We start from the raw sequence: 25,135 nt of genomic DNA, 5'->3' as shown, positions 1-25,135 counted from the left end.
GCTAGAAGCAACGGACATCATCTAACATTATATCCACGCTCCGGAGCTTGACAGCTCCTCTGTCCACGAGAAGCGATCGGCAGGGAAGAGAATCAGCGGACACATCCGTACGACTAACCGCATCGCGGCCGCTCCAATTGGTCGAGTTGGTGGGAGGGGCGTGGATACAGTAACGTTATGCGCCATTAAAGGAGATAATTTATGAAAGGTAAGATACTCTTATTAGTTTTTATTACAATAGTGTTTTCATCTTGCCAAAATAGTAGTCAATCGACTACCTTGAACAGCGAAACTAAATCAAAAATGAATTCTGAACTGCCTCCTGATGAAGTGAGTACAGGTAATGGAACAGAACCGAAAGAAATAACTGAAGGTCGATCAGATGCTTCTAACAATGAAGTGTTATCCATGAGCATTGGGAACTATGAATTGAAAGGAGAATTTTATGATGAAATGCTTCGAAATCCTATAGATCATGATTATGAAGTGGAATTTGATGAGGCGCAAAATTCAAAAGAGATTATTACAACAATGGGATGGGGGGCGTTGGAAAGCAAATATACAGAGATTTGGGATAAAGAGTTGAACCAAATATATAAAAAGCTTCGTTCTAAGTTGGATAGAGAACCAAGAGAAGCACTAATCGAATCGCAGAAAGAATGGTTACAATATCACTTAAAGGAAACAAAATTTGTAGAGAAGACATTTATTAATAATGGTTACCTTGGATCAAAAGGATCGGTAAGCTTAGGCACGGTTATACGGGAGAGAATTAGGGAAAGAACAATGCAATTATTTGAATATCAATATTTGTTAGATGGTGAAGTTGAGTTTTTATACCAAAGTAAAAATAGAGTTGGAATCTGGATCAAAGGTTTTAGGTGATGCTTGGAAGAGAGTAACGGGCATAACTGTATTCAAGTCGCGGGAATACCACGCCTTGGTCGCCTGCGAAGTTTCGATAACGTGAATCCAGACGACACATTGATTTTACTTAAGATAGAGCTATCTAAGGGGAATCAAAGTCAGGAATGGACATACGTTAGGCGAAAACGCGAAGTGCATTGAAAAAACAAAAAGGAGTTAGATGCAAACATGGAATTAAAACTTGTCCGAGTAAATCCTGAAGATAAAAGTATACTAATCAATTTATATGAATTGTACGAGTATGACTTCAGTAAATATACAGGTCGAGATATAGATAGAAACGGAAAATTCGAAGTAAACATAAATTATTATTGGGAAGGCGACGAAAGATGGAATCCATTTTTTATAGAAGTAGCAGGTAAACTCGTTGGTTTTATAGTAGTCCTTTTTGAGAATATGGATACTGATCCAGATCCGACGCATGTGATATACGATTTTATGGTTTTACAGAAATACAGAAGATCGGGCATAGGTCGTAAAGCAGCAATAGAAGCATTTAAGATGTACAAAGCGAATTGGAAGATTTCGCAAATGGAGAGCAATCTTCCGGCAAGGACATTTTGGAGAAATGTAATAGAAGATTTTAAAGGAACTAACTACACTGAACACTATGTACAAGATCGAAAAAAATATATACAAGAATTTAGTACAAGAAATTAAAAGCATTTAATGAAAACTAATTCAGTACGGCATCGTCTACCATCATATTTACCTGAGGACCGGCTGGTACCTATCCTAGGTCCGCTCGAGGCATTCCAAGGAAGTGGCTCGGCTACGGGGAGGTTATACGACAGAATCAAAAACAATAGAAAAAGAGGGTCATAAAACCCTCTAAATACTAGAATTCTGCAATTCACTAAATAGTTATGGGGCATCTTTGAAACCTTATATGTAGATACTTCTTTCTAGGATGGATTGGAGTGAGATTTGTGCGTCTTCGTAAAGAAAAACTGTATGTTGAAGTTGATCGGGCAAAGCATCACGAAGTGTTTTAAAGTATTGATCTGTCTCCGCAGAAAGTTGATTGTAGTCCGTATGACATTTCAGAAGCTCAGTATAGAGTAATTCTAAACGTATTCTTATAAGCGGTTCTGTTGATGATTGCTAATATGAAAGATAAGATAGAATTATGGAGGGGTAAAGATGAACATAATCAAGTGTAATATACGAGAACTCATGGCAGAACATCGAATAGATGATATAACAGAATTGATGGCAAAATCGGGCTTAAGTCGGAATTCGATCAATAAGCTCTATAGGGAAACAAATATAGAAACAACAAAGCTGGAAACCTTATTCAAGCTATGCGATACATTTAATTGTAAATTATCTGATTTGATTGAATACGTACCAGAAGAAAAATAAATCGTGAAGGTCAATTCGAGAAGCGATTCCATCCCTATAACATAATATCCAAGCATTGCTCTTTCGGAGCTTGGGGCTGCGGATGGATTTCGAGAAGAGTTTCAGCAAACATCCCCTTCGGGGTTCTTGAATATAGAAACGTTGTCCAATACTCCCAATTCAAACAACAAGCATAGGAGCAATATTATGACAATCATTTTCAAAGAAGTAAAAGACATTGATACACAAGCAATTCAAGAACTGTTTCACTCGGTGGACTGGAAATCAGGAGATTTCCCAGAAGATCTTAGACAAGCAATAAACAACTCGCATACGGTTATTACTGCATGGGATGATACCAAATTAGTTGGCTTAATAAATGCATTGTCTGACGGCGTGATGACAGTATATTTTCATTACATGTTAGTTCACAAAGAATATCAATCATTAGGAATTGGAAAGAGAATGATGGAACAAATGCTTAGCCGATATTCTAATATAAAAACAAAAGTGCTTATATCTTATGATAGTGCAGAAAAATTTTATGGAATATTTGGATTTAAGCCAGAAGAAGGAACTAAAGCCATGTTTATTTCAGATATGGTATAGCATTTTGTGAGTTTATTAAAGAAGTTGGTAGAATCAGATAACAACACGGTAATACGTAGGGGCATCGCCCCCGTTTGAAGTAAAGATTCCGATCAGATTAGAATTGATTATAGATGTAGTTGTTTTTAAGAAGGTCACTATATAAAACTTCAATTCGGATACTCCGATGTATAACATTATATTCATGCTATGGCTTTTAACGGAGCCATAGTCTGCTGGAAGTGTATTCTATGGAAGTGCTTCAGCATACATATTTAAAAACGCTGAACGTCGTGAGTACAGGAACGTTTTGTGAGATTATCGCTAATCTTAAAAGCAAGGAGGAATAACGGTGAGTCGAAGACAAACTTTAGCTAGATTTAGAATCAATTCTTAGATGTTTTCCAAGAGATAATCTTAATGTTGGTTTCGAGTGGTGATTACAGAAATATTATCGTAAAGCTTAGTGAAGGTGTATTTATAAATGATCAAAATCCGATAATTGGAGGTTAATTATGAGAGCATTCACTGTTGAAGCAGTTTTTATCGATCGTGATGGAACGATCGGTGGTTCAGATGAAGTCCTTTACCCGGGGGAATTTGAATTATTTCCATACACTAAAAAATCTCTGGAAAAATTAAAAGCACTTGGAATTAAACTGTACGGATTTACGAATCAGCCCGGTATTTCAAGAGGTGAAGCTACAAAAGAAGTATTTGTAAGAGAAATGATAGAATTTGGCTTTGATAATGTTTTTATATGTCCGCATCAACATACTGAGAGATGTGAATGCCGCAAACCGAACCCAGGAATGTTACTTGACGCTGCTAAGAAAAACAATTTAGATTTAAGTAAATGTATTGTAATTGGGGATCGATGGTCTGATATTTTAGCAGGTCATCATGCTGGATGCAAAAAGATATTAGTTTTGACTGGAGCAGGGAATGAAGCTTTAAATAAATACAGACATAAATGGTCAAACACAGAAGCAGATTTTATTGCAAGTGATTTCGAAGAAGCAGTTAATTATATTATTAGTTTGGAAGGAACGATTGAAGCGGACCTAAGATAGGAACTATCTAAGATAAGATATATTTTAAAAAAAATAAATATAACAGGAGGAATTAGCATGAAATTTATTGTTTCTGCTAGTGTAATCGTTCTCAATGAACATAATGAGATTTTACTCATGAAAGGTCGAAGAGGTTGGGAAATGCCTCAAGGTTGTGTTGAAGAAGGAGAGACTATTAGGCAGGCAGCGGTTCGAGAAGTGAAAGAGGAAACAGGGATTGACATTGAATTAATTAAATTTTGTGGTTTGTATCAGAACATAACGCGTGGCGTATGCAACAATATATTTACTGGAAAACCGATTGGTGGATCTTTAACTACCAGTGATGAAAGTGAAGAAGTGGGCTACTTTACTTTAGAAGAAGCTCAGCAAATGATAACATGGGGAAATTTCTATGACAGAATTCATAATGCATTAGATGAGAAAAGCCATCCATTTTTGATTGAATTTTCAGAATAAGGTCACTCATTATGGTAGACTCCACCTTAAAGCCGCTCATCTCTTGGTTGGTGATGTTCTAGACAAACACCATTCGACCCAAGATAGGGGCGCTTTTTATATGATTGTACCTTCGTAACTCAGGTTTAATTGTCCTAGTTTTCTAATCCAAATACAGATATGAGAGTAGTGTAATATAAGGAGCAGCCGGAGAACAAAGGTTGCTTCTTTTTTTGCTTTTATACTTCGCAAATGGAACATTGTGGGTTATATTGGATATGATTTGGTTCTATAGTAGAGAAATGGAGAGGTGGTCAACTTTGGATGGAAATGTACGCTTTCCGATAGGACACTTTGAGCCAAGTCTTAAATTCTCTAATGAGGACCGAATCCACATCATAGGTCAAATTCCCGGAATTACGAAGTCCTTAAGAGAGATTACACTACATCTCAATGATGATCAACTTTGTACTCCTTATCGTGATGGCGGTTGGACGATCACACAGATTGTGCACCACCTTGCGGACAATGACATGAACGCTTATATCAGATTTAAGAGAGCGTTAACTGAAGAGGAACCAATGGCAAGCTCATATCGAGAGGATTTATGGGCATCATTACATGATTACAGGAATACGACCATCGAAGATTCAATTTTGCTGATGGAGATACTGCACAAGCGATTTCTCACGTTGCTGCATGGTTTACATCCCGATCAGTTTAGACGAACACTCCGAACAGAATTGTTAGGTGCAATTACACTGGATATCGCGATTCAAAGATTTGTATGGCACGGGCAGCATCATATTGCTCAAATTAAATTTTGTATAACATCGCAGAGGTGGTAGGGTTTATACACATCTCAAGTGTGGAGGTAACATATGGGGAATGGAAGGATTCTGGGCATAGCATATAATGTAATTCCAGTGAAAGATTTAGAAGTGTCAGCCGCCTGGTTTGTAAAACATTTTGGATTTAACATTCGCCACCAACGCGAAGGATATTTGAGTTTATTTCGGGGGAATCGCCCAATTTTGGACTTGATCCAAAACGATAATGAAACACGAGCGACATTTGAAGTGCATCAGAAAAAGAGATGGGTCATTACATTTTTCACTGATAATATTGGTTCTTTACATGACTACTTAACATCAGAGAATGTGAAAGTAGGGGCTGTTAGTGATGAGGGACAGTATGGGAAGTTTTTTGTGTTAGAAGATCTGGACGGTAACTTATTTGATGTGTGGGAACACCATGATTGTGAATTGAATTTCTAATGAGGAGCCTTGGTCTGCTGCTATCCTTTACCAAGGATATGTATGTAAACGGATTCAGAAATAGGTGAGTGACTGCATTCGATATATAAAGTCGAATAGTAGTGAATCTAGATTAGGGGGATACGGATATTGATTGAAGATGAAAAAGTATACCCTGATTGCGCAGTTGAAATTAGAATAGTAGACGTTGGCGGTTTAACAAAAACACAGCTTATACAGAAACTGGACCAACACTCTATTTTATTGAATAAATATGGAGAACAGTTGTTAAATGATGAGAGATTTATAGTTTCTAGTAGAAAGCAAAGCTTGCAGACGGTTGAGTTAACCGTCAGACAACTTGGATTTTCGAATGGTGCTACGACTTTTCAGCTCTTTCGAAGAGCAAATGATCTTGGGTTGGAATGTTGTCCGGTTGAGTTAGGTCCTTATCTAAGAATGCAATATTTGGATCAGCCTGAGATATGTTCTACCAATATTTCAGAGGGTAAGAAAGCTCCGTACGGCTCCATTACCATAGCATCTGCAGCCCTTACGGAGGATAATGAATTTCCAAAAGGTTTTTATCTCAGACGAATAAACGACAAGTTATGGTTACGAGGATATCTTGCCGACGATTTGCATATTTGGAGTCCTCATGATCGCTTTATCTTCTGTAGGGCTCAGCTTTCTATTGTATGAAGATCAGAAAGGTATTTTTGAAAACAAAGGAGTGAAGATCAATGGATATCAAAAACAAAAGCGGAGATGTGCTTGGAAAAATTCAAATTGAATCCTTACGCAATGATCATGCGATTGACCGAATCGTCTTTGACTTAAAGCCTGGTGAGGGGAAGGCGATTTACACTGCAGATGTTATAGAAAATCAATTCACGCAACAGACCAATTATGCACCCATTCCATGGGAAGAAGGTCTGGAACTATTGCAACGACACTACTCTCCATGGCAGCCGAAATTTCCGATTGATTCAGATATAGATGCCATTCATGTATTTTATGGATTTGATAATTTAACTCCGCAAGAAATTGATGAAATGATTGAAGAAAGTAACAGGTCAGGCAGAAATGTAGTGATACGCGACTTGAAGCCCAATAAGAGGGTTGTGGGCATCAGCATCACCTATAAAGAATACGGTGGTTATAAACTTAATATTTTCGGGACAACAAAGAGCCGGATCGCATTGCCTGATCATGGTGGTACTACGGTTAAACAAACAGCTATACGCGGCGTTCAAGCATTTTATATTTTCAATAACGAAACTTCCCAATTGATATGGATCGAAGAGGATGTGCATGGGAAGGCGCTGCAATACGAGATCATTGGCAGAAACATGTCAGAAGATCTTGTGATGAAGATTGCGAAGTCAATGAACGGATAAATTTTATATTATAACTGTTCTAAAAGGAGTTTCTATGAATCGGACGATAATGATTAGCGATATTCATGGCTGCATTGATCCATTTAATCAGTTATTGGATGATATCAATTACAATTCGAAATATGATCAACTAATTTTGCTCGGTGACTATGTGGATCGAGGTCCTAACAGTAAAGAAGTGGTCAAAGAGGTTATCAGATTAGTAAAAGAACATCATGCGATCGCATTAAGAGGTAATCACGATCAACGATTTGTTGATTTTATAAATGAGGGAAGTTCATTAATTAAAGCCAAGTTTATTGAACATGGAGGGCTTCAAACACTTCAGAGCTATTGTAATATTGAAGGCGAAATTTCTAATGAAATGTTGGACCAAGCGAGAGAGTCAATAAAAATAGATTACGGTCATCATATTGATTTTTTGAGTGAATTACCTCTATACCATGAGGATGAGACACATATTTACGTTCATGCCGGATTAAACCCTGATTACATAGAATGGTGGAAACAACCAGATCATGATTTTATGTATATCAAAGATAAATTTATTCATCATACGTTTACCAATCTGCACAAAAAGATCGTCTTTGGCCATACAACAACGATAGACATTCATGGATCTGCGGATGTTTGGTTTGGTGAAGACAAGATAGGCATTGATGGTGGATGTGCCTATGGAATGCAACTGAATTGTTTAATTTACCAAAATGGTTCTTACGTAACTTCTGATTCAAAGTTTAATCTGAGTGAGGTGCAACGATGAGTTACAAAGCTATTCTCATAGACCAATTAAATGCCTGTTATCATGACAAGAGCTGGTTTATACCGCTGCATGATATTTTGACAGACCTCAGTGCGGCGGAGGCCGCTTATGTAAATAATGAGGGGGAGCACTCCATCTGGGCGATCGTCAATCATCTTATTTTCTGGAATGAGAAGTGGCTTGAGAGATATATTGCCGAACAGGTCGACGGGCAGCATTCAGTGAATAATGAGGATACATTCGACATAGATACGTCTAACCTGAATGATGTGGAATGGCGCAAGACATTACATAGACTGAAAACCGTCTTTAGTGATTGGAACAGGGCACTCGAAGATAGCGAAGAACATAAATTGACCCGTGAAATCCCTTCCTATTTCAACGCGCCATGGTGGGGAGTTGTATCAAATCTATGTATTCATAATGCCTATCATATTGGCCAGATCATGCTGCTCAAAAAATCAATGAAACACACGTAGTACATGCTGTATTACGTTTATAAAATTATACTTAAGCAAGGAAGATGACTATCATGGAAAAAGGCAAAATTATATTTTTGAACGGTGTAACCAGCTCTGGTAAAACTTCAATTGTAGAGGCGATGCAATCATACGATGATCCGTTTTTCTATGTGGTAGCTAATGATCTTTTTGAAAATACGATCGGTGATAAACACCTTCAGACGAATTACTGGAAGTATCTGAGTGAAGCGATTGTAATGATGTATCATACGGCAAAAGTATTTTCAGACCATGGAAAGCATGTTCTGATCGATGGCATTCTTGTGGAAAGACCAGAGCTCGTGCCGCATTATGAACAAGTCAAACAGATTTTTGAAGGGTATCCACTGGATATCGTTGAGTTATATTGCCCCCTCGACATCTGCCGTCAGAGGAACATTGAACGTGGGGATAGAAGAGAAGAGCAATCGGATGAGCAGCATCAAATCATGGCTTCCGACATTCAGTATAGTTTCTCGGTGGATACGAGTGTACATACACCTGAAGAATGTGCCGAGATGATTATTGGAGCACTGCTCTAAACACAATGCTATGGGAGTTGGTGACCATTCGTTCCGCATACTGGAGGTATTTTCTATATGTTGTTGAGCATAAATTGAACGTGCTGATCGAATGTTGGCAAGAAGGTCTGTATGTGCAAGGTCTAATTCATGATATATCCAAGTTCTTTCCGCAAGAATTTATTCCCTATGCAATTCATTTTTATTCAGAACAGAAGGATGAAGAAACCCATCTAAGATGGAAGAACGCATGGTTACATCACCAGAATCATAATAAACATCATTGGGAGTATTGGATTGTAAACAGAACTACAAAAGAAGCTTTGCCTATGCCAAAAAAATATTTTATAGAAATGGTATGTGACTGGAGATCTTTTTCAAGAAAATGGGGCCGCAGAGTCAAAGATTCCAATTTGGCAGAACGTATGATGAACTCGGAAGATGTTATTCTGCATCCAATGACGAGAGAAGCGCTTATGCAGTACTTATTAGAGAGGTGAATAATGATGATCCAAAATGATATGCGGTTTTTGGAATTAGCCATAGCAGAGCAGGCTGCCGTAAAACGAAAAATGCTGAAAGAATGGAATGTTAGACGGGGAATTATCAATACAGAGTGGGATGAAAAGTTCATATGATATCAGGTGGAATTACAAAAAGTACGCTCATTAATGATTTAATAGGCATAGGTGTTAAGAAGGGCATGACGATAATCGTTCATTCCTCCTTCAAAGCAATAGGTAAGGTTATAGGCGGCCCGGTAAGTGTTATTTTAGCTCTGGAAGAAGCCGTTGGAACCATTGGAACCATTATCATGCCCACTCAAACAGAACATCTTTGTGAACCTTTAGAGCATGACGCGAACCTATCTTCAGAGGAAATTGAGTTCATCAAAGACAATATGCCTATTTATTATCCTGATTTAACCCCAACCTCGTATATGGGCATCATTCCTGAGGTGTTTCGGAAGCAAGATGGTGTGTTACGAAGCTCACTTCCGCACATGTCTTTTGCTGCCTGGGGGAAAGAGGGCAAACGGATAATAGAAGATCACAACTTGCATTATGCATTAAATGAGAAATCTCCGTTAGGAAAAATCTATGATTTGAGTGGATACATTCTGTTACTTGGTGCGCCTACAAATAGTAACACCTCCTTACACCTGGCAGAGTATAAACAGCAGAATACATTTGTTAAGCCAAAAGTCTGGGGAGTAAAAATGCTGGTGAATGGGATTGAACAATGGACTACATACGATGATATTAACAATGAATCGGATGATTTTGAATTGATTTTTAATGAGTTTAAGATCCAGACTAACGCTGTTACCGAAGGAATTGTAGGGAAAGCTGTGAGTTATTTGATACCCCAAAGAGAGATGGTTGATTATGCTTTGGAATGGATGAATCGGAACCGAAGAGAACATATCGAGCAGTGAATCATTTCAAAAAAGATAGAAGGGGGAAATGTAATCATGACTAAAGAGATTGAACATTTGCTTCAAAATTTTGAAGAATGGGCGTTGTTTGTCAAGACGATGAATCATCTTGAAGAGAAGAGCTGGAATTCCAGCATGGAAGAAGGGAAATGGATGATTAAATCCATCGTCAGTCATATCATGTTATGGGACCGATATTTTTACAAGGAAGCGATTGAGAAGATTGCTCTGAAGCAGCCAGTTACGTTAAAACATATGAATTTTGAAGAGTTTAATCGCAAAGCTATTGAATTTGGTAACCGCACAGAGACGTCCGAAATCGTAAATAAGGCTATCACGTACCGCCATAAAATTATGAATGACATTCGAGGGTTAGCGGAGGAACAGCTTCATCAGACGTATTTAGACGCAGAGGGGAACGTATTTTATATTCCCCAGTACCTTAAAGATTTTATATGGCATGACCAGCATCATATGGAACCGTTGAAGAAATATCTTGCCAATCTTGAAGCGTAAAGGATTTAGCATGTAGGAGGCGGCACGGAATGCAGCATGTGGCTTGCTTTGAATATAATACGTATCCCAAACCAGGGAGGGATTGTAGTGAGTACACATACGATTGAATTAACTCAGGAAAATCTGATTGGTTCATTTACCAAAGGGTGTGCATGCTGTCCTTCCACATGATGCCTTTAAGTAACTTGAGGCCTGTTATACGTCGTATTAGTTGAACTCGGGGGTCGATAAAATGAAAGGCAGACCACAGATCGTTTTAGATATCGCAGGGGTTTTGTTAAGTAATATGTCGTTGACGTGCTGGAAAGATATGAGTGAGGAAACCAACCTATCGGCAGAATCTTTGAAAGTACATTTTGCAGGAATCAAACGAAAGCTCTGGACAGGAATGATGAGGGAAGAAGAGTTCTGGCAATCGTTAAAGGAGATGTATCCCGAATTATCAATAAGCCGAGCGAAGGACATCTTATACAATTCAATTGTTCCCTTACCAACCGCTCAATACCTTGAGCGATGGAGTGAGTCCGCCGATATCCATCTGCTCAGCAATCATTGTAAGGAATGGATTGAGCCGAATCTGAGTCGTTTAAGCTCATTTACCAAAAGTGTAACCATCTCTAATCAAGTGGGTTTATGCAAACCCGAGATTGAAATATACCAAAGGGTCGAAACCTTCCTGGCAGCTGGAGAAGAGGTTCTATTTATAGATGATCAAGAGAAGAATTTACATTCTGCTAAGCTACTTGGCTGGACGACTTTACTGGCTGACGAAGAAGGAGATTGGGTTAATGAAATTGAGTCACTGCTAATTTAGAATGAAAAGGATGAACGTGTTATTTAGGCATAGGGAATTAACAAGCCTAACCTTCGAATGAAATCTAATCTCCCTTCTGGAATGCGAACGGGAACAATTATCCTTTAGCTCTGGATGAAGGAAGTATGATTGAAGCAAAAGATTATCTTGCTATTTCGCAATCTAATAATCAAGGAATCGCAGTGCATAACCGCTAAACTCCAAATTGCTTTAGATGATGATCTAAATGCTTGTATATGCCTTTACCCCATTGCTCGGCTGTTAATTTTCCGAAGAAGGGATGGGGGTGGCGGGAGAATTTTTCTGAAGCACCTTGTTGAAAGATATTAATCTGCTGCTTAAGCTTTTCTTTTTCTGCCATAAACTGTCGTTGGTCATCAATAATGATTGTCGGGATCGTAGACATATTATGGGGCAAGGGCTTGTCATTATAAAACATTGGTTTTGCGAACCGTCCTATAAGTCTCCCAAGTAATCCTCTAGGTGGAAAAGCATTTCCTAAGGGGATATCATGAAATGCTGAACAGTGAGCCAGCATCTGAGAGACCTGCATCGTGCCCCATTTAGGGATGGAATTTTCACTAAGTTGATCCATGCGCTCTTTAATTTCAGCAGCATTTATCGTATCAAATATACTTTTCACAAGAACACCTCAGTCCTCTAGGATATAAAATTTGAACTTAAACTATCATCATTCTCTTATTGAAAGGTTTATCCTCTTACTATCAAGAATAATAAGATATGGTAAGTTTAGTCAATGTATTATGGGAAAACCACAATTGAAATCGGAGGATGCGAACTTGGAAAATAAGGAAACGTTTAATCTTGTAACCAATGAATATGAACGATATAGACCCGTCTATCCGAGTGAAATGTTTGATGATATTTTTACATATCTGAATCTTAATAAAGAGGATTCCATTCTTGAGATTGGCTGCGGAACGGGGCAGGCCACTGGCGGATTGGTGAGCAAGGATTATACAAACATCACGTGTATTGAATTAGGCAGCAACTTGGCACAGTTCACCGCAGACAAATTCAAGTCATATCCAACGATTCAAGTAATCAACACTTCCTTTGAGAACTGGAATAACGAAGGAAAGCGATTTCAATTGATTGTGTCTGGAACGGCCTTTCACTTCATTGATCCGGAAGTTAGTTATCGCCGGGCTTGGGAATTGCTAGAGAATACAGGCGGCATTGGACTTTTCTGGACGGTTCATGTACCGGTCTATGACCAGCTACACAATGAAATTCGTTCCCACTACATAGCATTAGCCCTTCATCTGGATGATTCGCACTATCCTTCTCCTGCACAAGTCATTCAGCAGCGCAAAGAAATGACTGAGCAATCCTTCTTGTTCACGGATATTGAGGTTAAGGAGTATAACTGGATACAGACTTGCTCCAGCGAAGAATATGTCGCTTTATTAAATACAAATTCCAAGCATCAACAGCTGGCTGAGGATGTTCGGCGTTCACTTCTGGAGCGAGTCAAAGATTCCATAGATGCTGCAGGTGGAACGATAGAGAAACAACATAAGGTTGCTCTTTTTCTAGGGAAGAAAAAGGTCTAAGAATATATGTTTTTATTAATCTACTGAAGAACAGGAGAGAATATATGAGTGATCCGCGTTCAACATACAGTATCCAAACGGCAGTGTTAAGTTTACAAGAGGAATTAGAGAGGTTAAAGATGCAAGCGGTAATGGGGTGGCCCAAAGAGTTCCGAAATCTAGAATGGTATGGTTTGAAAAATGGAATGCGTGTATTGGAGGTCGGAAGCGGACCGGGTTACATTACAGAGCAACTATTGAACAGTCTGCCAGACAGCGAGCTTACCTCGCTTGAGATTGATCATTCACTGCAAGCACAAGCCAAAGAACGGCTGAAAGATATTCCTTCCACGCGATTACAATTTGTAGAATCTTCCATCTACCAGATGGATCTGCCTGATGATTCTTTTGATTTTGTCGTGGCAAGACTGATCTTCCTTCACTTGAACAATCCTGACGAAGCTGCACAAGAGATATATCGTGTACTGAAGCCTGGCGGTCGCCTTGCCATTATTGATGTAGATGACGGCGTTTTTGGAGCGGTGAATCCTGATGTTCCTGCTTTACATACGGTATTAATGAAAATTTCGGACTATGTGGCACAACACGGGGGTAATCGCTTAATTGGCAGAAGTCTGCCGCGTCTCCTTTCTGGGAACGGATACATCGATGTTGACATTGATTCTGTCCTTCAACATAGTGATCTGTTAGGTATTGAAGGGTTCAAGCAGCAGTTTAATCTTAATCGTTTTGTACATTTTGCTGAAAAAGGCGTGATCAGTTCGGAGGAATTTGCTCAGCTGCAACAAGCTTCTGAAGCGATAAATCATTCGCCGGAAGCCTATGCCATGATGAATTTCATTACAGCTTGCGGCACGAAGCCATTGACATAGCTGGGTTGAAACTAATTAGGGACGGAGGATGGGTATGAATATCGTTCATTCTTTTCAGGAATTAGTAGTTCGAGGGGATCATCAGGGTATGATTGAGTTACTGAAAAACTACGAACAATCCAGGAAGTTGTCTGTTAATAAACGAGGCTGGGTCTACTGGAATGTTTCCGACGGTTATGCCTTGTTAAGAGAGCCGGAACTGCTTTATGCCAATCACCGGGCATTCTTCGAATGGGGGAAAGAAAATCTCGCTCCGGAGCAGTTACACTGGATTGTTTCGGATTCAACACAAGCGTTGTCATTATCTCTGGGAAACTACTTTGATCATTGGATGGATTGGTACCAATATGCTTGTGATCATGCCCCGGAGGTGGATACCAACCGAGGTGTTCGATTCGAGAGCCATCGGGCTTTGGGTGGTTCACTGTGGGTTTTGGAGAGATACAGTGAAATGGGCAGTGTGCTTGAAAATATGAACCAACTCATACAAGAAGATGAGTCATGGTCCAATATTCTTTTTGCCCGGATTACATATAACAAACAGTGTCTGGCCTATCTGCATCATTCCAGTGACGTTAGAGAAGTAAATCTGCTTCTGGATGAAACGCTGAATTTGATAAACAATATCGACTGGTCAGCATTAGATCAAATAAAAAATCAGGAAGTTGTAGGTAGCTGGGGACAATTGAATTCATCCAGTAACTCACAGAGAGATGTTCACATTGCGTTGAACAATCTGGCATGTATTTTGACAGATATTGAAAAGGTAGAGGAAAGTGTGGAGTTATTCAGATGGCTGCAGAACAGCGGATATGCTTTGAATGGGTATGCTTTTTCTAAATATGTCTGTTCGGTATGGAAGTCAGAAGGGGTTGAGGCTGTTAGAGAAGCGCTAGGTGCCAATGAATCTTTTGAAATCGCTGAGCTCATTAAACATAGCCCTGTGCTTTCAGAGATCGAAGATTAGGTTTGACTTTGCATAAAAGAGGACTGCACTTCAAGAAATAAGAAAGAAGGAATGCATGAAGTGAACCATGACATCTTGTTAAACAGATTTCCGAATGTGAACATTGTTAAACTAACAGGTGGTTATACCAATACGACCCTCTTACTCGAAGGAACTGATCCGCAGAAGATTGCTAAAATCTATCATGTAGAAAATACAGATGCAAGGACAGAAATAAGCGCGCTAACGTTGTTAAATCATTCTGGCGTGACTCCGCGATTGCATGATTGCTTTGAAAAAGAAAACTGGCTGTTTGTTATAATGGATTACGTTCCAGGAATAAACGCACAGAGGCTGCTGGATCAAGATGAACGTGAACAAGGCAGGAAAATTTATGAGCAGCTTGGTATATATCTCGCCAGAGATGTGCACTCCATCAAACGAGATGATTGCGAAGTAGAGTTGCCAGTCGTAACGAAGTCCGCTATGGATGTGGAGGGACTTGAGTTTGTACCCTCCGGAATCAAAAGCATGGTAAAAGAAGTGTTGCACATTTCCGATCATGGGGAGCAAACTCTGATTCACGGAGATTACGGACCGCATAATGTCATGTTATCCAACGATTCAATGTTCATTTTGGATTGGGAGTGGGCAGGATGGGGCAATCCATTGTTTGATATCGCATGGGTGGTGTGGTTTGTGCATCTTCATTATCCTCACATGGCAAAGGATCTGTCAGAAGTCTTCTTAAATGCATATACAGAACGTACAAATATTGAAGTAACAAATGATCTAATTCGGGCATATTCCACATCCAAAGTAATTCAGATCATGAACCGAATCAAGAATGCTCATCCAGATGTACATAGGGAATGGCTGCGCAGATTAGAATGGACACTGCAAGCGAGCTTTAACAAGGCTTAATCGTGAAATTTCGTTGAAACGCTGAAATATACGTGAAAGGAGTGATGTGATATGAGAAACAATACGAATCTGAGTAGAAGAAATAAAGTTGCCACAGGTGTTTTTGTCTAGCGCAGAGGACCCAAGGAAGGGTTCCGAGGGATTCCTCTGTGTAATCTTCACGAGGAGGAATTTCAAACTATGATTCATATAAAACGTGTGTCGGTGGATAATTGGTATGCATGTACCCAACTGAATGTAACGGAAGAGCAGAAAAAAAGTTTTCCCGCGCCGGTTGTATATTGGATTGCTGAATCCAAGGTGGTGACCGATTTTCACCCCATGGCCATCTATTATGATTCGGATCTGGTTGGTTTTGCTGTGTACTCAGATAAGCCGGATCATGAGGATAACTACTGGCTTCTTGCTCTAATGGTAGATACAAAATATCAGGGCAGAGGTTATGGAAGAGAAGCGCTTAGGAAGTTGATTGATCTAATGAAAGAATCACTGAATTGCAAATGCATCATGATTGGACATAGGCCGGAAAATAGTATCGCAGGGAATTTGTATGAATCACTTGGTTTTCAGAGAGTAAGTGAAGGGCTGATTGATGGCGAAGTTGTTCGGCTTCTAAGATGTAAGTAGTGCCCAAACGCACGCGATTTGGATTGTAAAGGAGGTAGTTTGTCTTTGAAGCATGTACACATTATTTTCTCATTACTCTTTATCATGTTAGGCATTGTGATTATTACGATCTCAAAAATAATTGAAGAGGTGATTCCCAAGCTAGGGTATGTAGCATTCCAGTCAGCAGCAGCTGGCAGTTATACTCCGAGTGATTATCAGGTGAATTTTGCACTGAATTATTGGATAGGCGCGATATGCATTTTGGGTGGAGTTATCTGTTTATTAGCTAGAATGAATTGGATTCAGAACTCCATCCGAGAAATGAATATAAGAAACAAAGCGTTTGATGAAACTCATAATTATGACGACACAAGAGAACTGAAATAGGTTATGATATGACATAAAAAAGAAAGGGCAGATTGATATGATTACATTCCAATACTTTGAACCGGAAGATTTTGAACAACTAATCGAGTGGAGTGGGGATGAAGCATTTCTGCTCCAGTGGGCCGGCCCTCAGTTCCATTATCCACTTTCCAGAGAACAGCTATCGGATTATTTGCATGGTGCCAATGATAAAAACACTTCAAATAAGTTCATTTATAAAGTGATGGATGAATCGACCCAGGAGATTGTAGGCCATATTGCTCTTGGCGGTATCGATCGATATAATCGTTCAGGGCGCATTGGTAAGGTGCTCCTTGGCAAGCCATATCAGGGTAAAGGCTATGGGAAGCAAATGATCGATGAGGCACTTCGAATTGGATTTGAAGAGGAGAAGTTACACCGGATCAGTCTGGGCGTATTTGATTTTAATGTCTCAGCCATCCGATGTTATGAAAAAGCGGGCTTTGTACAAGAGGGACTTATTCGTGATGCAAGAAGATATGAAGATACCTTCTGGAATCTTATTGAGATGAGCATTCTGGAAGATGAATGGAAAAAATAACTTCTCAAAAGGCATCATATACTTGAGAGGAGGTTCACCCACTCGTCATGCTGAACATACTGAAAAAGCTGACTTTTTGGTTTGTCATTTTCTCGCTAACCGTATGTTTCATTAATTTATCAGGAAACGATGATAAGAATATTCTGATTTACCTAACGAATCCTATAAATCCGTTGCTGAATGACTGGTTGACCAAAATAAATACAAATCCAGAGACGAACTCATTGTTCAGGCCGTTAATATACTTGTTACATTTGATTTTTTGGGGCGGAGTGGGGTTCATCCTGGATCGGCTCATTATGAAGCTTAAACGTAAAGGATAGATATGAGCAACTCTCAGAAAAAGGTCATCTTTCATGAGAAACCCTTCGATGAACGGATGTAATAACTACGTGTACGAAAATTTAAATGGGGAGGTTCTCATGTCATCAGAATGACAGGAGGACCTCCCCTTAATTACTACCTTCCTGGTTTATTTCAATGATCCCCGTATCAATAAATTCCTTCACAGGCACTCCGTCGCTAGCGAGTAACAGGGTCTCCATCATTTTGGTACCCCAGACTCCTTCATTCTGCGAAATAACGGCAGACAATTGACCGTTGAGCAACCCGTTTTCACTGGTCGGGCTGTCACCGAACGCGATTAAATGCCGGTTAAGGCCTTTGGCTTTCCAGATCAGAGTAGAGGCAGAGACAGAAACAAAATCGAGCCCGATAATCGCATTGAAGTGAGGGTGAGCTTGAATCATGTTCTCCATATCGGACATGGCTTGATCTTCATTCCCTTGATGATAACGAACTTCCAAGATTTCGATGTCTGTTTCACTGCGGATATAATCAATGAATCCATTAAGCCGCTGCTGCAAACCTTGCATCTCCTCCAAGCCATTCTCGACAAGAATCATGCCTTGATTATGCAGAAGTCTTGTAGTCGTCATCGCGAATTGCTGGCCAGTACGATAGTTATCGGCGCCCACATAAGCGATTCGATGACTGGATGGGACATCTGACTCAAATGTAATGACAGGAATACCCGCAGCTTGGGCTGCATCAATAACGGGTGTAAGTGCAGCAGCATCCACAGGAGATATAGCGATTCCGTCCACATGCTGTTTAATCATATTCTCCATGATACGGATCTGTTGTTCGGTATTGGCTTCATCAGGTGCGTTTACAATTAACGTGATATTGTGTTTCCCTGCATACTCCGTTGCATCCTTCGTGATCATCTCATAGGTTGGATACGTCATTGGATAGATAATACCGAAAGTTTTGCTCGCTGCAGACTTCTCTACAGGTGAAGTTGCAGGAAGTGTTGCAGCCATCTGTTGTGAACGATTGTGTGCCGAACCGGATGAAATGATCATCGGGAACAGCAGTATTAGTGTAAGTAAAAGTGCAAATCTGGCTTTATTCATACATTGGCTCTTTTCTCAAATCTGATGGTCTGGCCTGCGATTCCTCGGTTCCTTGAGTTCGGTATTCTCTTGGCGTAAAACCTGTTGTTTTCTTGAATATATTAGAAAAATAGTGAGAATCGTTGTAACCAACTTTATAAGCAATCTCAAAGGTTTTGTTGTTGGTTGTTTTCAACAGCTCCTTGGCTTTACCGATTCGAATCTGGGTTAGATACTCCGTTATCGTTTGACCGGTTTCCTGACTGAAAATCTTGCTTAGATGACTTGGACTGATTCTGACGTGTGCAGAAATCATCTTCAACGAGACCTGTTCGTTATTGTATTCACGGGATACATAGGCTTTCACCTGATCAATAACATCACTGTATTTTCCGGAGCACGCGGCTCTTCTCTGCCATAACAGGTTAAGCAGGGAACACAGATACTGGGTGCAATCCTCCCAGCACGTTATCTTCCGGATCGTCTGTTGCAGGGAAGTAATGTTCTCATCCGAATGGTCACTCATGCGGAACAGCTGATTCGCAAGCCGAAACGACTCCAACGTAAGATCATTCAACAGATAGAAGCCATACGATGAGGACTTCCAGTCGAAGGACTGTAATGGAGCGGCAAACTCCTGCACAAAATGGTCACGCAGATTGAGACTGCCGATTTTGAGAAATTCAAGAAACGAATTCCTGTCGAGAAAAAGAGTTGTTTGCTCATCCAGGTTAATTTCACGTAGAGAAGCTCTGTTCTGAAGGGTGAGTCGATTAATATATTTATCTTCCTCCGCTTCCAGATAAGAGACATGTATTCCTTGCAGACGCTCCTGTTGACTGCCAATGCCCAGAATAATATGACAGTTGAACATATGCTCAAGTTCCATACGAACCCGCCCGCGAAGCTGCTCCAGATATACGGATATGCTGTCATCGGAGTGATACTTGAGCAGAAGCACGAGCTCTGTCCGGCTTCGAATATAAGGAAGAAGTTCTACGTGGGGATCACGAGTTTCCTCCAGTACGGGAATGAGCTTCTTCATCATGGATTCCGAGTCCCTGGAATCATCTGTTGATCGTACGTCGATAATGACAATGGTATAATACCTGGCTGAGAGAGGAAGTGAGAGTTGTTTGGCTGATTCAATCGCATCGGTTGTACCGATGAGTCCTCCACACAGATCGGCCAACAGCTTTTCTTTGGTGATCGTCCGGCTTGTCATGCGTTGGTGTTCTTCATCCATTTGTTTGCTGACCTTATGAAGCATTTGGATTAGCTCTGCTGCGCTAATGGGCTTTAGACAGTACTCGGTCACACCAAGTCGGATGGCCTCCTGGGCATAGCTGAATTCATCATGACCGCTCATGATAATGATTTTGATATCAGGTTGTTGAGTGCGAACGATGGAGGTCAGTTCCAATCCGTTCATAAATGGCATTTTGATATCTGTAATCAGAATATCCGGAGCCCATTCATGAATTAAAGGTAACGCAAGCTCGCCGTCGGGTGCATCCCCGCAATAGTGAAAACCTTCCTTTTCCCAATCAATGCAACTGCGTATATTCTCCCGAATTCCAATTTCGTCATCCACAATCATCACCTTTTTCAACGGTGAACCTCCTTGCTTTTGGGGATACGAATCATAAATGTGCTGCCTTCCATATACGTACTTTCCATTTCAACGCCATAAGCTGGTCCGAAATAGAGCCGAATCCGGTGATGTACATTGAGCAGACCAAATCCGCCTTCCTGCTCGTCATCTTGGGGTGAACGGGAACCTGCCGGCTTCTCCAACTCTTCACGTAATTGTGCCAATCGATCCGCAGACATGCCGATTCCGTTGTCTTGTACGGTGAGAATGATGCTATTGTCCTCAACATATCCGTGTATGGATATCAGCCCTTGACCACGTTTGTTCTTGATCCCATGATAGAGCGCGTTTTCAATCAGGGGTTGCAGCGTCATTTTTAAAATGGGATAGTCCTGAAGCTCAGAGTCAACGCTGATCTCGTAGGTGAGAATATCGTGGTACCTCATCTGTTGAATGACCAAGTAACTCCGTGCATGTTCAAGCTCGGTTTGAATGGACACCCAATCGAATCCTTTGTTCAGACTCAAACGAAAGAACTTCGAGAGGGCCTGGACAAGTTTAATTACCTTTTCTTTTTTCTCTGCTTCAGCCATCCATAGAATAGATTCCAATGTGTTATAGAGGAAGTGAGGGTTGATCTGAGCTTGCAGCGTACGTAGTTCAGCTATTTTTACCTGTTCATTCTCTCGAATGCTTTTTTCGATTAGTGTTTTGAGCTTATCAAGCATCACATTAAAGCTTTTACCCAGATCAGCAATTTCGTCCGAGCCGTGTGGTGTGACTTTGGCTTCCAAGTAACCGTTTGCAGCTTTACGCATCTTGTTCATCAGAATCCGAATGGGAAGAATCAGTCGATTATTCAGGAAAAAATATAACGATATTGCAAAGAACGCACTTAACAACACCGTGATGATGATCAATTGCCGAATGCTATTGGCCTCTGCAATGATTTCCTGATAAGGAGCTACGCCGATCATTTTCCATCCGGTCTGTTCTGAGGTGCTGTATACAACAAACTGGGGCTTGGATCTTGCAGACAGGATAAAGCTGTCGTGCTGTAGATGTAAAGGAATCGATCGGATCTGATCCATCATGGTTATGGATGCCGGGGTGGCATCCGGCCTGAAAAGTGTATTTCCGTATTGATCACTAATATAGAAAAAACCGGAATCCTTAATGGGGGTACTTGTCAAAAAATCATCAATGAACGAATCATTCAAATCAATTACGATGAACCCAATGACCTCATGCGTAATTCGCTCTTTTACCGTGGTTATAATTGAAAGCGCATTCTGTTTAGGGTAAGCAAACCCATCCAGCCTGTTATATTCGGCATTGGCTGCAGAATGAGGGATGCGCAGAATGGCATCCGGGTACTGTATCAGATACTTGAAGTACGGGTTACGCAGCGGATTTCGTTCCAGCTTGAACACGCCTTTTCGTTCACTTATGCCTTTTCCATAAAAATTCACGAATGAGATATTAAGTACCTTGTCATACTTGTAGGTTTCCCGATAAAGGTTGTATGTCTGAAGGATGGCTTTGGCTTCCGGGTAGGACTCCGATTGAGAATATAAGTATTGAAGCACCTGCGGGTTCTTGCCCAGTTCGAGCAGTCGTTCCGTATCCTCAAACAAGATGTCAATGTTCCTGGCAAGCTGGTCGGCAACCAGTTGTGTCGATGCCTTGTTATGATTGGATACGACCGTATAGGATTTGTGGTAAGAAATCAATCCAACCACGATCAGTGGTACTGAACTGAGGATGATAAACATGCTGAGTAATTTAAGCCTGAGGCTTGAAGCAATCCATTGAATGAGTTTCAACGTATTCCACTCCATCTGAAGGGATCAAAAATGTATCATTAGTATAACATGATTTTCTAATATGTAAGAGAATCGCTAAATACTACACAATTAAACAAAGAAATTACACTTTTTAGACTCCATTTTTTGAAATTACTAAATTATTACATAAATAAAGTATAAGACTCCATATAAGCTCGGAATGAAAGCGTTCTATAATGTGGTCACACCATAAGGTGAAACGAAAAAAGGGAGGATCACAACATGCGAACCAAAAAAAAGTGGGGACTTGCCATAACATTGGCTATAGTGATGCTGGTCAGCACGGCATGTAGCAGTACCAATGGAGGAGCAGGCTCCGATAAAGAAACTTCAACGAGTGGGAATGGCAGTACACCTGCCAGCGCCAAAACAATTACGCTTGGTTTTTCGCAGGTTGGTGCGGAGAGTGGCTGGCGTTCGGCGAATACCAAGTCAATTCAGGATTCAGCCAAAGAAGCGGGTTATGATTTGAAATTCTCCGATGCGCAGCAGAAGCAGGAAAATCAAATTAAAGCTTTGCGATCCTTCATACAACAGAAGGTGACGGTGATTGCTTTTTCCCCTGTTGTAGAATCCGGTTGGGATACCGTATTGAAGGAAGCGAAGGATGCAGGCATTCCCGTAATTTTGACGGACCGCGCTGTGGATTCGCCAGATAAAACCCTCTACAAAACCTTTATTGGCTCCGACTTTGTAGAAGAAGGACGCAAAGCAGGTCAGTGGCTTAGTGACCAATACAAGGATACACAAGACGAGATCAATATCGTTGAGTTGCAGGGTACAACAGGCTCCGCACCAGCGAATGACCGTCAAGAGGGCTTTATGGAATTGATTGCTTCCAATTCGAAGCTTAAAGTGATTGCTTCACAATCGGGTGACTTTACCCGTGCCAAAGGAAAAGAAGTCATGCAAGCTTTCCTCAAAGCACATAAAAAAATAGATGTTCTCTATGCACATAATGACGATATGGCACTTGGTGCAATTCAGGCCATTGAAGCGGCAGGACTGAAACCAGGCGTAGATATCACCATTATCTCTGTGGATGCCGTGAAGGATGGGATGCAGGCTGCAGCTGATGGCAAAATCAACTTTATCGTTGAATGTAATCCGTTGTTAGGACCTCAATTAATGGAAGCGGTTCAAGCGGTAGTGGACGGAAAAGACATCGAAGCCCGAATCGTAACGGACGAGACAACGTTCACATCGGAACAAGCCAAAGAAGCATTGCCAACACGCGAATATTAAAAGCAGATTCGTATAACACCGAAAAGTCATTTTTCGACCAGGCTGTCGCTAAATGACTTTTTTCCATAACAAAGGAGAGGGTTATATGGCCGAGCAAACACCCATTTTGCAAATGACAGGCATCACCAAACAATTTCCCGGGGTTAAAGCGCTATCCAGCGTCAGCTTTCGCTTGTTTCCGGGCGAGATTCATGCCTTGATGGGTGAGAACGGAGCAGGGAAGTCCACGCTTATTAAAGTTCTGACCGGCGTTTATTCCATTGACGAAGGAACGGTAACGATGGATAACCGGGATCTTTCGATCTCCGGTCCGCTTGAAGCGCAAAAGGCGGGAATCAGTACCGTTTACCAAGAGGTCAATCTCTGTCCAAACTTAACGGTTGCTGAGAATATTTTCATCGGGCGGGAGCCGATGCGATTTGGCAAAATCAATTGGAAGCAAATGAACAAAGATGCGGAGAACCTTCTGCGAGACAGATTACATCTGTCCATCGATGTTAAGGCTCCTTTACAGACCTATTCGGTGGCGATTCAACAACTGATTGCAATTGCAAGAGCACTCAGCATCTCGGCAAAAGTGCTCATACTGGATGAACCCACATCCAGTCTGGACAAAAACGAGGTTCAGCAACTGTTTCGTATTATGCACAAATTAAAGAGTGAAGGTCTGGCGATTCTTTTTGTTACTCATTTTCTTGATCAGGTATACGAAATGTCGGATCGTCTCACGGTGCTCCGTAACGGGGAATTGGAAGGAGAGTACATAGCCGCAGAACTTCCACGCATGGAACTGGTGCTCAAGATGATCGGCAAGGAGCTTGAGGTGCTTGAGGAGCTTCCGAAGGAAGCGGATGCTGCCCAGGCGGAGTCGGGAGAACTGTTAATTACCGCTAAGGCACTTGGACGCAAAGGAGCAATTGAGCCGTTCGATCTGGACATTCGCAAAGGAGAAGTCGTAGGCTTGGCTGGGTTATTGGGGTCTGGTCGTACCGAGATCGCTCGCCTTTTCTTTGGTGCAGATCGTTCAGATGAAGGCAAATTGCTCGTTGTAGATACAGGAAGTACGGTCAAGTCGCCGCGTCATGCAATTGATCAGAATATTGCTTTTTGCTCCGAGAACCGTAAAACCGAAGGCATAATCGATGATTTGACCATTCGGGAGAACATTATTCTGGCTTTACAAGCGACACGAGGCTGGTCCAAACCAATCTCACGCAAGAAGCAGGATGAGATCGCCGAAAAGTACATCAACCTGTTAAATATCCATCCGAAAAACCCAGAGCATTTAATTAAAAATCTGAGCGGCGGTAATCAGCAAAAGGTGTTGCTTGCACGGTGGCTGCTGATGAACCCGAATCTGTTAATTCTCGATGAACCTACGCGTGGAATTGATATCGGTGCAAAGACCGAAATACAGAAGCTAGTGCTTTCTCTGTCGAAGCAGGGCATGGCCGTGCTGTTCATTTCGTCCGAGCTGGAAGAAGTGATTCGTGTCAGCCGCCGGATTGCCGTAATCCGGGACCGCAAAAAAGTGCAAGAACTTAGCGGGGATCAGATCCATCAACAGCAAATCATGAAAGCAATGGCAGGAGGTTAA

The 25,135-nt window shown here is 41.0% G+C and carries 31 protein-coding genes; 26 read left to right on the top strand and 5 right to left on the bottom strand.

Annotation, left to right across the window (positions count from 1 at the left end; genetic code table 11):
* Positions 1-201 precede the first annotated feature (201 nt).
* Positions 202-885, top strand: coding sequence for a lysozyme inhibitor LprI family protein (locus tag BLS69_RS11750; RefSeq protein ID WP_091031698.1), 684 nt, complete (start codon positions 202-204; stop codon positions 883-885).
* Positions 886-1,095: 210 nt separating this feature from the next.
* Positions 1,096-1,587: a GNAT family N-acetyltransferase gene (locus tag BLS69_RS11745; RefSeq protein WP_091031695.1), complete on the top strand. Its 492-nt coding sequence runs from the start codon at positions 1,096-1,098 to the stop codon at positions 1,585-1,587.
* Between the two features lie 225 nt (positions 1,588-1,812).
* On the opposite strand, the gene BLS69_RS32545 is transcribed toward BLS69_RS11745, so the two are convergent.
* The gene (locus BLS69_RS32545) at positions 1,813-2,010 is read right to left on the bottom strand and encodes a hypothetical protein (RefSeq protein ID WP_091031694.1); all 198 of its coding nucleotides are present in this window, start codon (positions 2,008-2,010) and stop codon (positions 1,813-1,815) included.
* Between the two features lie 60 nt (positions 2,011-2,070).
* Here BLS69_RS32545 and BLS69_RS11735 point away from each other — a divergent pair, with 60 nt between their 5' ends.
* From BLS69_RS11735 to BLS69_RS11665, 15 genes are all read left to right on the top strand, one after another.
* A complete protein-coding gene (locus BLS69_RS11735; RefSeq protein ID WP_176872689.1) occupies positions 2,071-2,292 on the top strand; it encodes a helix-turn-helix domain-containing protein in 222 nt (73 codons plus the stop codon).
* Between the two features lie 186 nt (positions 2,293-2,478).
* Complete coding sequence (locus BLS69_RS11730) at positions 2,479-2,880, top strand: GNAT family N-acetyltransferase (RefSeq protein WP_091031691.1); 402 nt, start codon at positions 2,479-2,481, stop codon at positions 2,878-2,880.
* A 494-nt stretch (positions 2,881-3,374) separates the two neighbouring features.
* Positions 3,375-3,932, top strand: a complete 558-nt coding sequence (locus BLS69_RS11725) for an HAD-IIIA family hydrolase (protein WP_091031688.1) — start codon at positions 3,375-3,377, stop codon at positions 3,930-3,932.
* Positions 3,933-3,989: 57 nt separating this feature from the next.
* Entirely contained in the window at positions 3,990-4,391 is a 402-nt protein-coding gene (locus tag BLS69_RS11720) for an NUDIX hydrolase (protein WP_091031685.1), read from the top strand.
* Positions 4,392-4,648: 257 nt separating this feature from the next.
* The gene (locus BLS69_RS11715; protein WP_371129074.1) at positions 4,649-5,218 is read left to right on the top strand and encodes a YfiT family bacillithiol transferase; all 570 of its coding nucleotides are present in this window, start codon (positions 4,649-4,651) and stop codon (positions 5,216-5,218) included.
* Between the two features lie 33 nt (positions 5,219-5,251).
* Positions 5,252-5,647, top strand: a complete 396-nt coding sequence (locus BLS69_RS11710; RefSeq protein ID WP_091031682.1) for a VOC family protein — start codon at positions 5,252-5,254, stop codon at positions 5,645-5,647.
* Positions 5,648-5,773: 126 nt separating this feature from the next.
* Positions 5,774-6,328 carry a helicase gene (locus BLS69_RS11705; protein WP_091031679.1) on the top strand — a complete coding sequence of 185 codons (555 nt, stop codon included), beginning with the start codon at positions 5,774-5,776 and terminating at the stop codon, positions 6,326-6,328.
* A gap of 41 nt (positions 6,329-6,369) precedes the next feature.
* Positions 6,370-7,026 (top strand): DUF4367 domain-containing protein, encoded by a 657-nt coding sequence (locus tag BLS69_RS11700; RefSeq protein ID WP_091031675.1) that lies wholly within the window; start codon positions 6,370-6,372, stop codon positions 7,024-7,026.
* A gap of 34 nt (positions 7,027-7,060) precedes the next feature.
* Entirely contained in the window at positions 7,061-7,789 is a 729-nt protein-coding gene (locus tag BLS69_RS11695; protein ID WP_091031673.1) for a metallophosphoesterase family protein, read from the top strand.
* Complete coding sequence (locus BLS69_RS11690) at positions 7,786-8,268, top strand: DinB family protein (RefSeq protein ID WP_091031670.1); 483 nt, start codon at positions 7,786-7,788, stop codon at positions 8,266-8,268. The genes BLS69_RS11695 and BLS69_RS11690 overlap by 4 nt, the downstream gene beginning before the upstream one ends.
* Positions 8,269-8,321: 53 nt before the next feature.
* Positions 8,322-8,831 (top strand): phosphotransferase-like protein, encoded by a 510-nt coding sequence (locus BLS69_RS11685; protein ID WP_091031667.1) that lies wholly within the window; start codon positions 8,322-8,324, stop codon positions 8,829-8,831.
* 20 nt (positions 8,832-8,851) lie between these two features.
* Complete coding sequence (locus BLS69_RS11680; protein WP_256332283.1) at positions 8,852-9,310, top strand: DUF5662 family protein; 459 nt, start codon at positions 8,852-8,854, stop codon at positions 9,308-9,310.
* Positions 9,311-9,444: 134 nt separating this feature from the next.
* Entirely contained in the window at positions 9,445-10,248 is an 804-nt protein-coding gene (locus tag BLS69_RS11675) for an AAC(3) family N-acetyltransferase (RefSeq protein WP_091031664.1), read from the top strand.
* Between the two features lie 36 nt (positions 10,249-10,284).
* The gene (locus tag BLS69_RS11670) at positions 10,285-10,764 is read left to right on the top strand and encodes a DinB family protein (RefSeq protein ID WP_091031660.1); all 480 of its coding nucleotides are present in this window, start codon (positions 10,285-10,287) and stop codon (positions 10,762-10,764) included.
* Between the two features lie 232 nt (positions 10,765-10,996).
* Positions 10,997-11,578, top strand: coding sequence for an HAD-IA family hydrolase (locus BLS69_RS11665; protein WP_091031657.1), 582 nt, complete (start codon positions 10,997-10,999; stop codon positions 11,576-11,578).
* A 193-nt stretch (positions 11,579-11,771) separates the two neighbouring features.
* Here BLS69_RS11665 and BLS69_RS11660 read toward each other — a convergent pair whose 3' ends face one another.
* Positions 11,772-12,221 (bottom strand): DUF1569 domain-containing protein, encoded by a 450-nt coding sequence (locus tag BLS69_RS11660; protein ID WP_091031656.1) that lies wholly within the window; start codon positions 12,219-12,221, stop codon positions 11,772-11,774.
* 157 nt (positions 12,222-12,378) lie between these two features.
* Here BLS69_RS11660 and BLS69_RS11655 point away from each other — a divergent pair, with 157 nt between their 5' ends.
* From BLS69_RS11655 to BLS69_RS11625, 7 genes are all read left to right on the top strand, one after another.
* The gene (locus tag BLS69_RS11655; protein WP_176872687.1) at positions 12,379-13,155 is read left to right on the top strand and encodes a class I SAM-dependent methyltransferase; all 777 of its coding nucleotides are present in this window, start codon (positions 12,379-12,381) and stop codon (positions 13,153-13,155) included.
* 44 nt (positions 13,156-13,199) lie between these two features.
* On the top strand, positions 13,200-14,027 hold the full coding sequence (locus BLS69_RS11650; protein WP_091031653.1) for a methyltransferase domain-containing protein: 828 nt from the start codon (positions 13,200-13,202) through the stop codon (positions 14,025-14,027).
* Positions 14,028-14,061: 34 nt separating this feature from the next.
* Positions 14,062-14,994: a hypothetical protein gene (locus BLS69_RS11645; protein ID WP_091031651.1), complete on the top strand. Its 933-nt coding sequence runs from the start codon at positions 14,062-14,064 to the stop codon at positions 14,992-14,994.
* Between the two features lie 60 nt (positions 14,995-15,054).
* Positions 15,055-15,897: a phosphotransferase family protein gene (locus BLS69_RS11640; protein WP_176872685.1), complete on the top strand. Its 843-nt coding sequence runs from the start codon at positions 15,055-15,057 to the stop codon at positions 15,895-15,897.
* Between the two features lie 180 nt (positions 15,898-16,077).
* Entirely contained in the window at positions 16,078-16,524 is a 447-nt protein-coding gene (locus tag BLS69_RS11635) for a GNAT family N-acetyltransferase (RefSeq protein WP_091031647.1), read from the top strand.
* Positions 16,525-16,569: 45 nt separating this feature from the next.
* Entirely contained in the window at positions 16,570-16,893 is a 324-nt protein-coding gene (locus BLS69_RS11630; protein ID WP_091031646.1) for a hypothetical protein, read from the top strand.
* 37 nt (positions 16,894-16,930) lie between these two features.
* Positions 16,931-17,455: a GNAT family N-acetyltransferase gene (locus tag BLS69_RS11625; protein ID WP_091031643.1), complete on the top strand. Its 525-nt coding sequence runs from the start codon at positions 16,931-16,933 to the stop codon at positions 17,453-17,455.
* Positions 17,456-17,907: 452 nt separating this feature from the next.
* Here BLS69_RS11625 and BLS69_RS11615 read toward each other — a convergent pair whose 3' ends face one another.
* From BLS69_RS11615 to BLS69_RS11605, 3 genes are read right to left on the bottom strand one after another with little or no spacing between them, the layout of a single operon-like run.
* Positions 17,908-18,873, bottom strand: a complete 966-nt coding sequence (locus BLS69_RS11615; RefSeq protein WP_091031638.1) for a sugar ABC transporter substrate-binding protein — start codon at positions 18,871-18,873, stop codon at positions 17,908-17,910.
* On the bottom strand, positions 18,866-20,455 hold the full coding sequence (locus tag BLS69_RS11610) for a response regulator (RefSeq protein WP_256332344.1): 1,590 nt from the start codon (positions 20,453-20,455) through the stop codon (positions 18,866-18,868). Before BLS69_RS11610 ends, BLS69_RS11615 begins: the two co-directional genes overlap by 8 nt.
* A 5-nt stretch (positions 20,456-20,460) precedes the next feature.
* A complete protein-coding gene (locus BLS69_RS11605; RefSeq protein ID WP_091031634.1) occupies positions 20,461-22,272 on the bottom strand; it encodes a cache domain-containing sensor histidine kinase in 1,812 nt (603 codons plus the stop codon).
* Between the two features lie 243 nt (positions 22,273-22,515).
* Here BLS69_RS11605 and BLS69_RS11600 point away from each other — a divergent pair, with 243 nt between their 5' ends.
* Positions 22,516-23,538, top strand: a complete 1,023-nt coding sequence (locus tag BLS69_RS11600) for an ABC transporter substrate-binding protein (RefSeq protein ID WP_091031632.1) — start codon at positions 22,516-22,518, stop codon at positions 23,536-23,538.
* An 85-nt stretch (positions 23,539-23,623) separates the two neighbouring features.
* Positions 23,624-25,135 (top strand): sugar ABC transporter ATP-binding protein, encoded by a 1,512-nt coding sequence (locus BLS69_RS11595; protein ID WP_091031630.1) that lies wholly within the window; start codon positions 23,624-23,626, stop codon positions 25,133-25,135.

It is taken from the genome of Paenibacillus sp. CF095 (assembly GCF_900101225.1).
Taxonomy (GTDB): Bacteria; Bacillota; Bacilli; order Paenibacillales; family Paenibacillaceae; genus Paenibacillus.
This window is presented reverse-complemented; position numbering and strand designations above follow the sequence as displayed.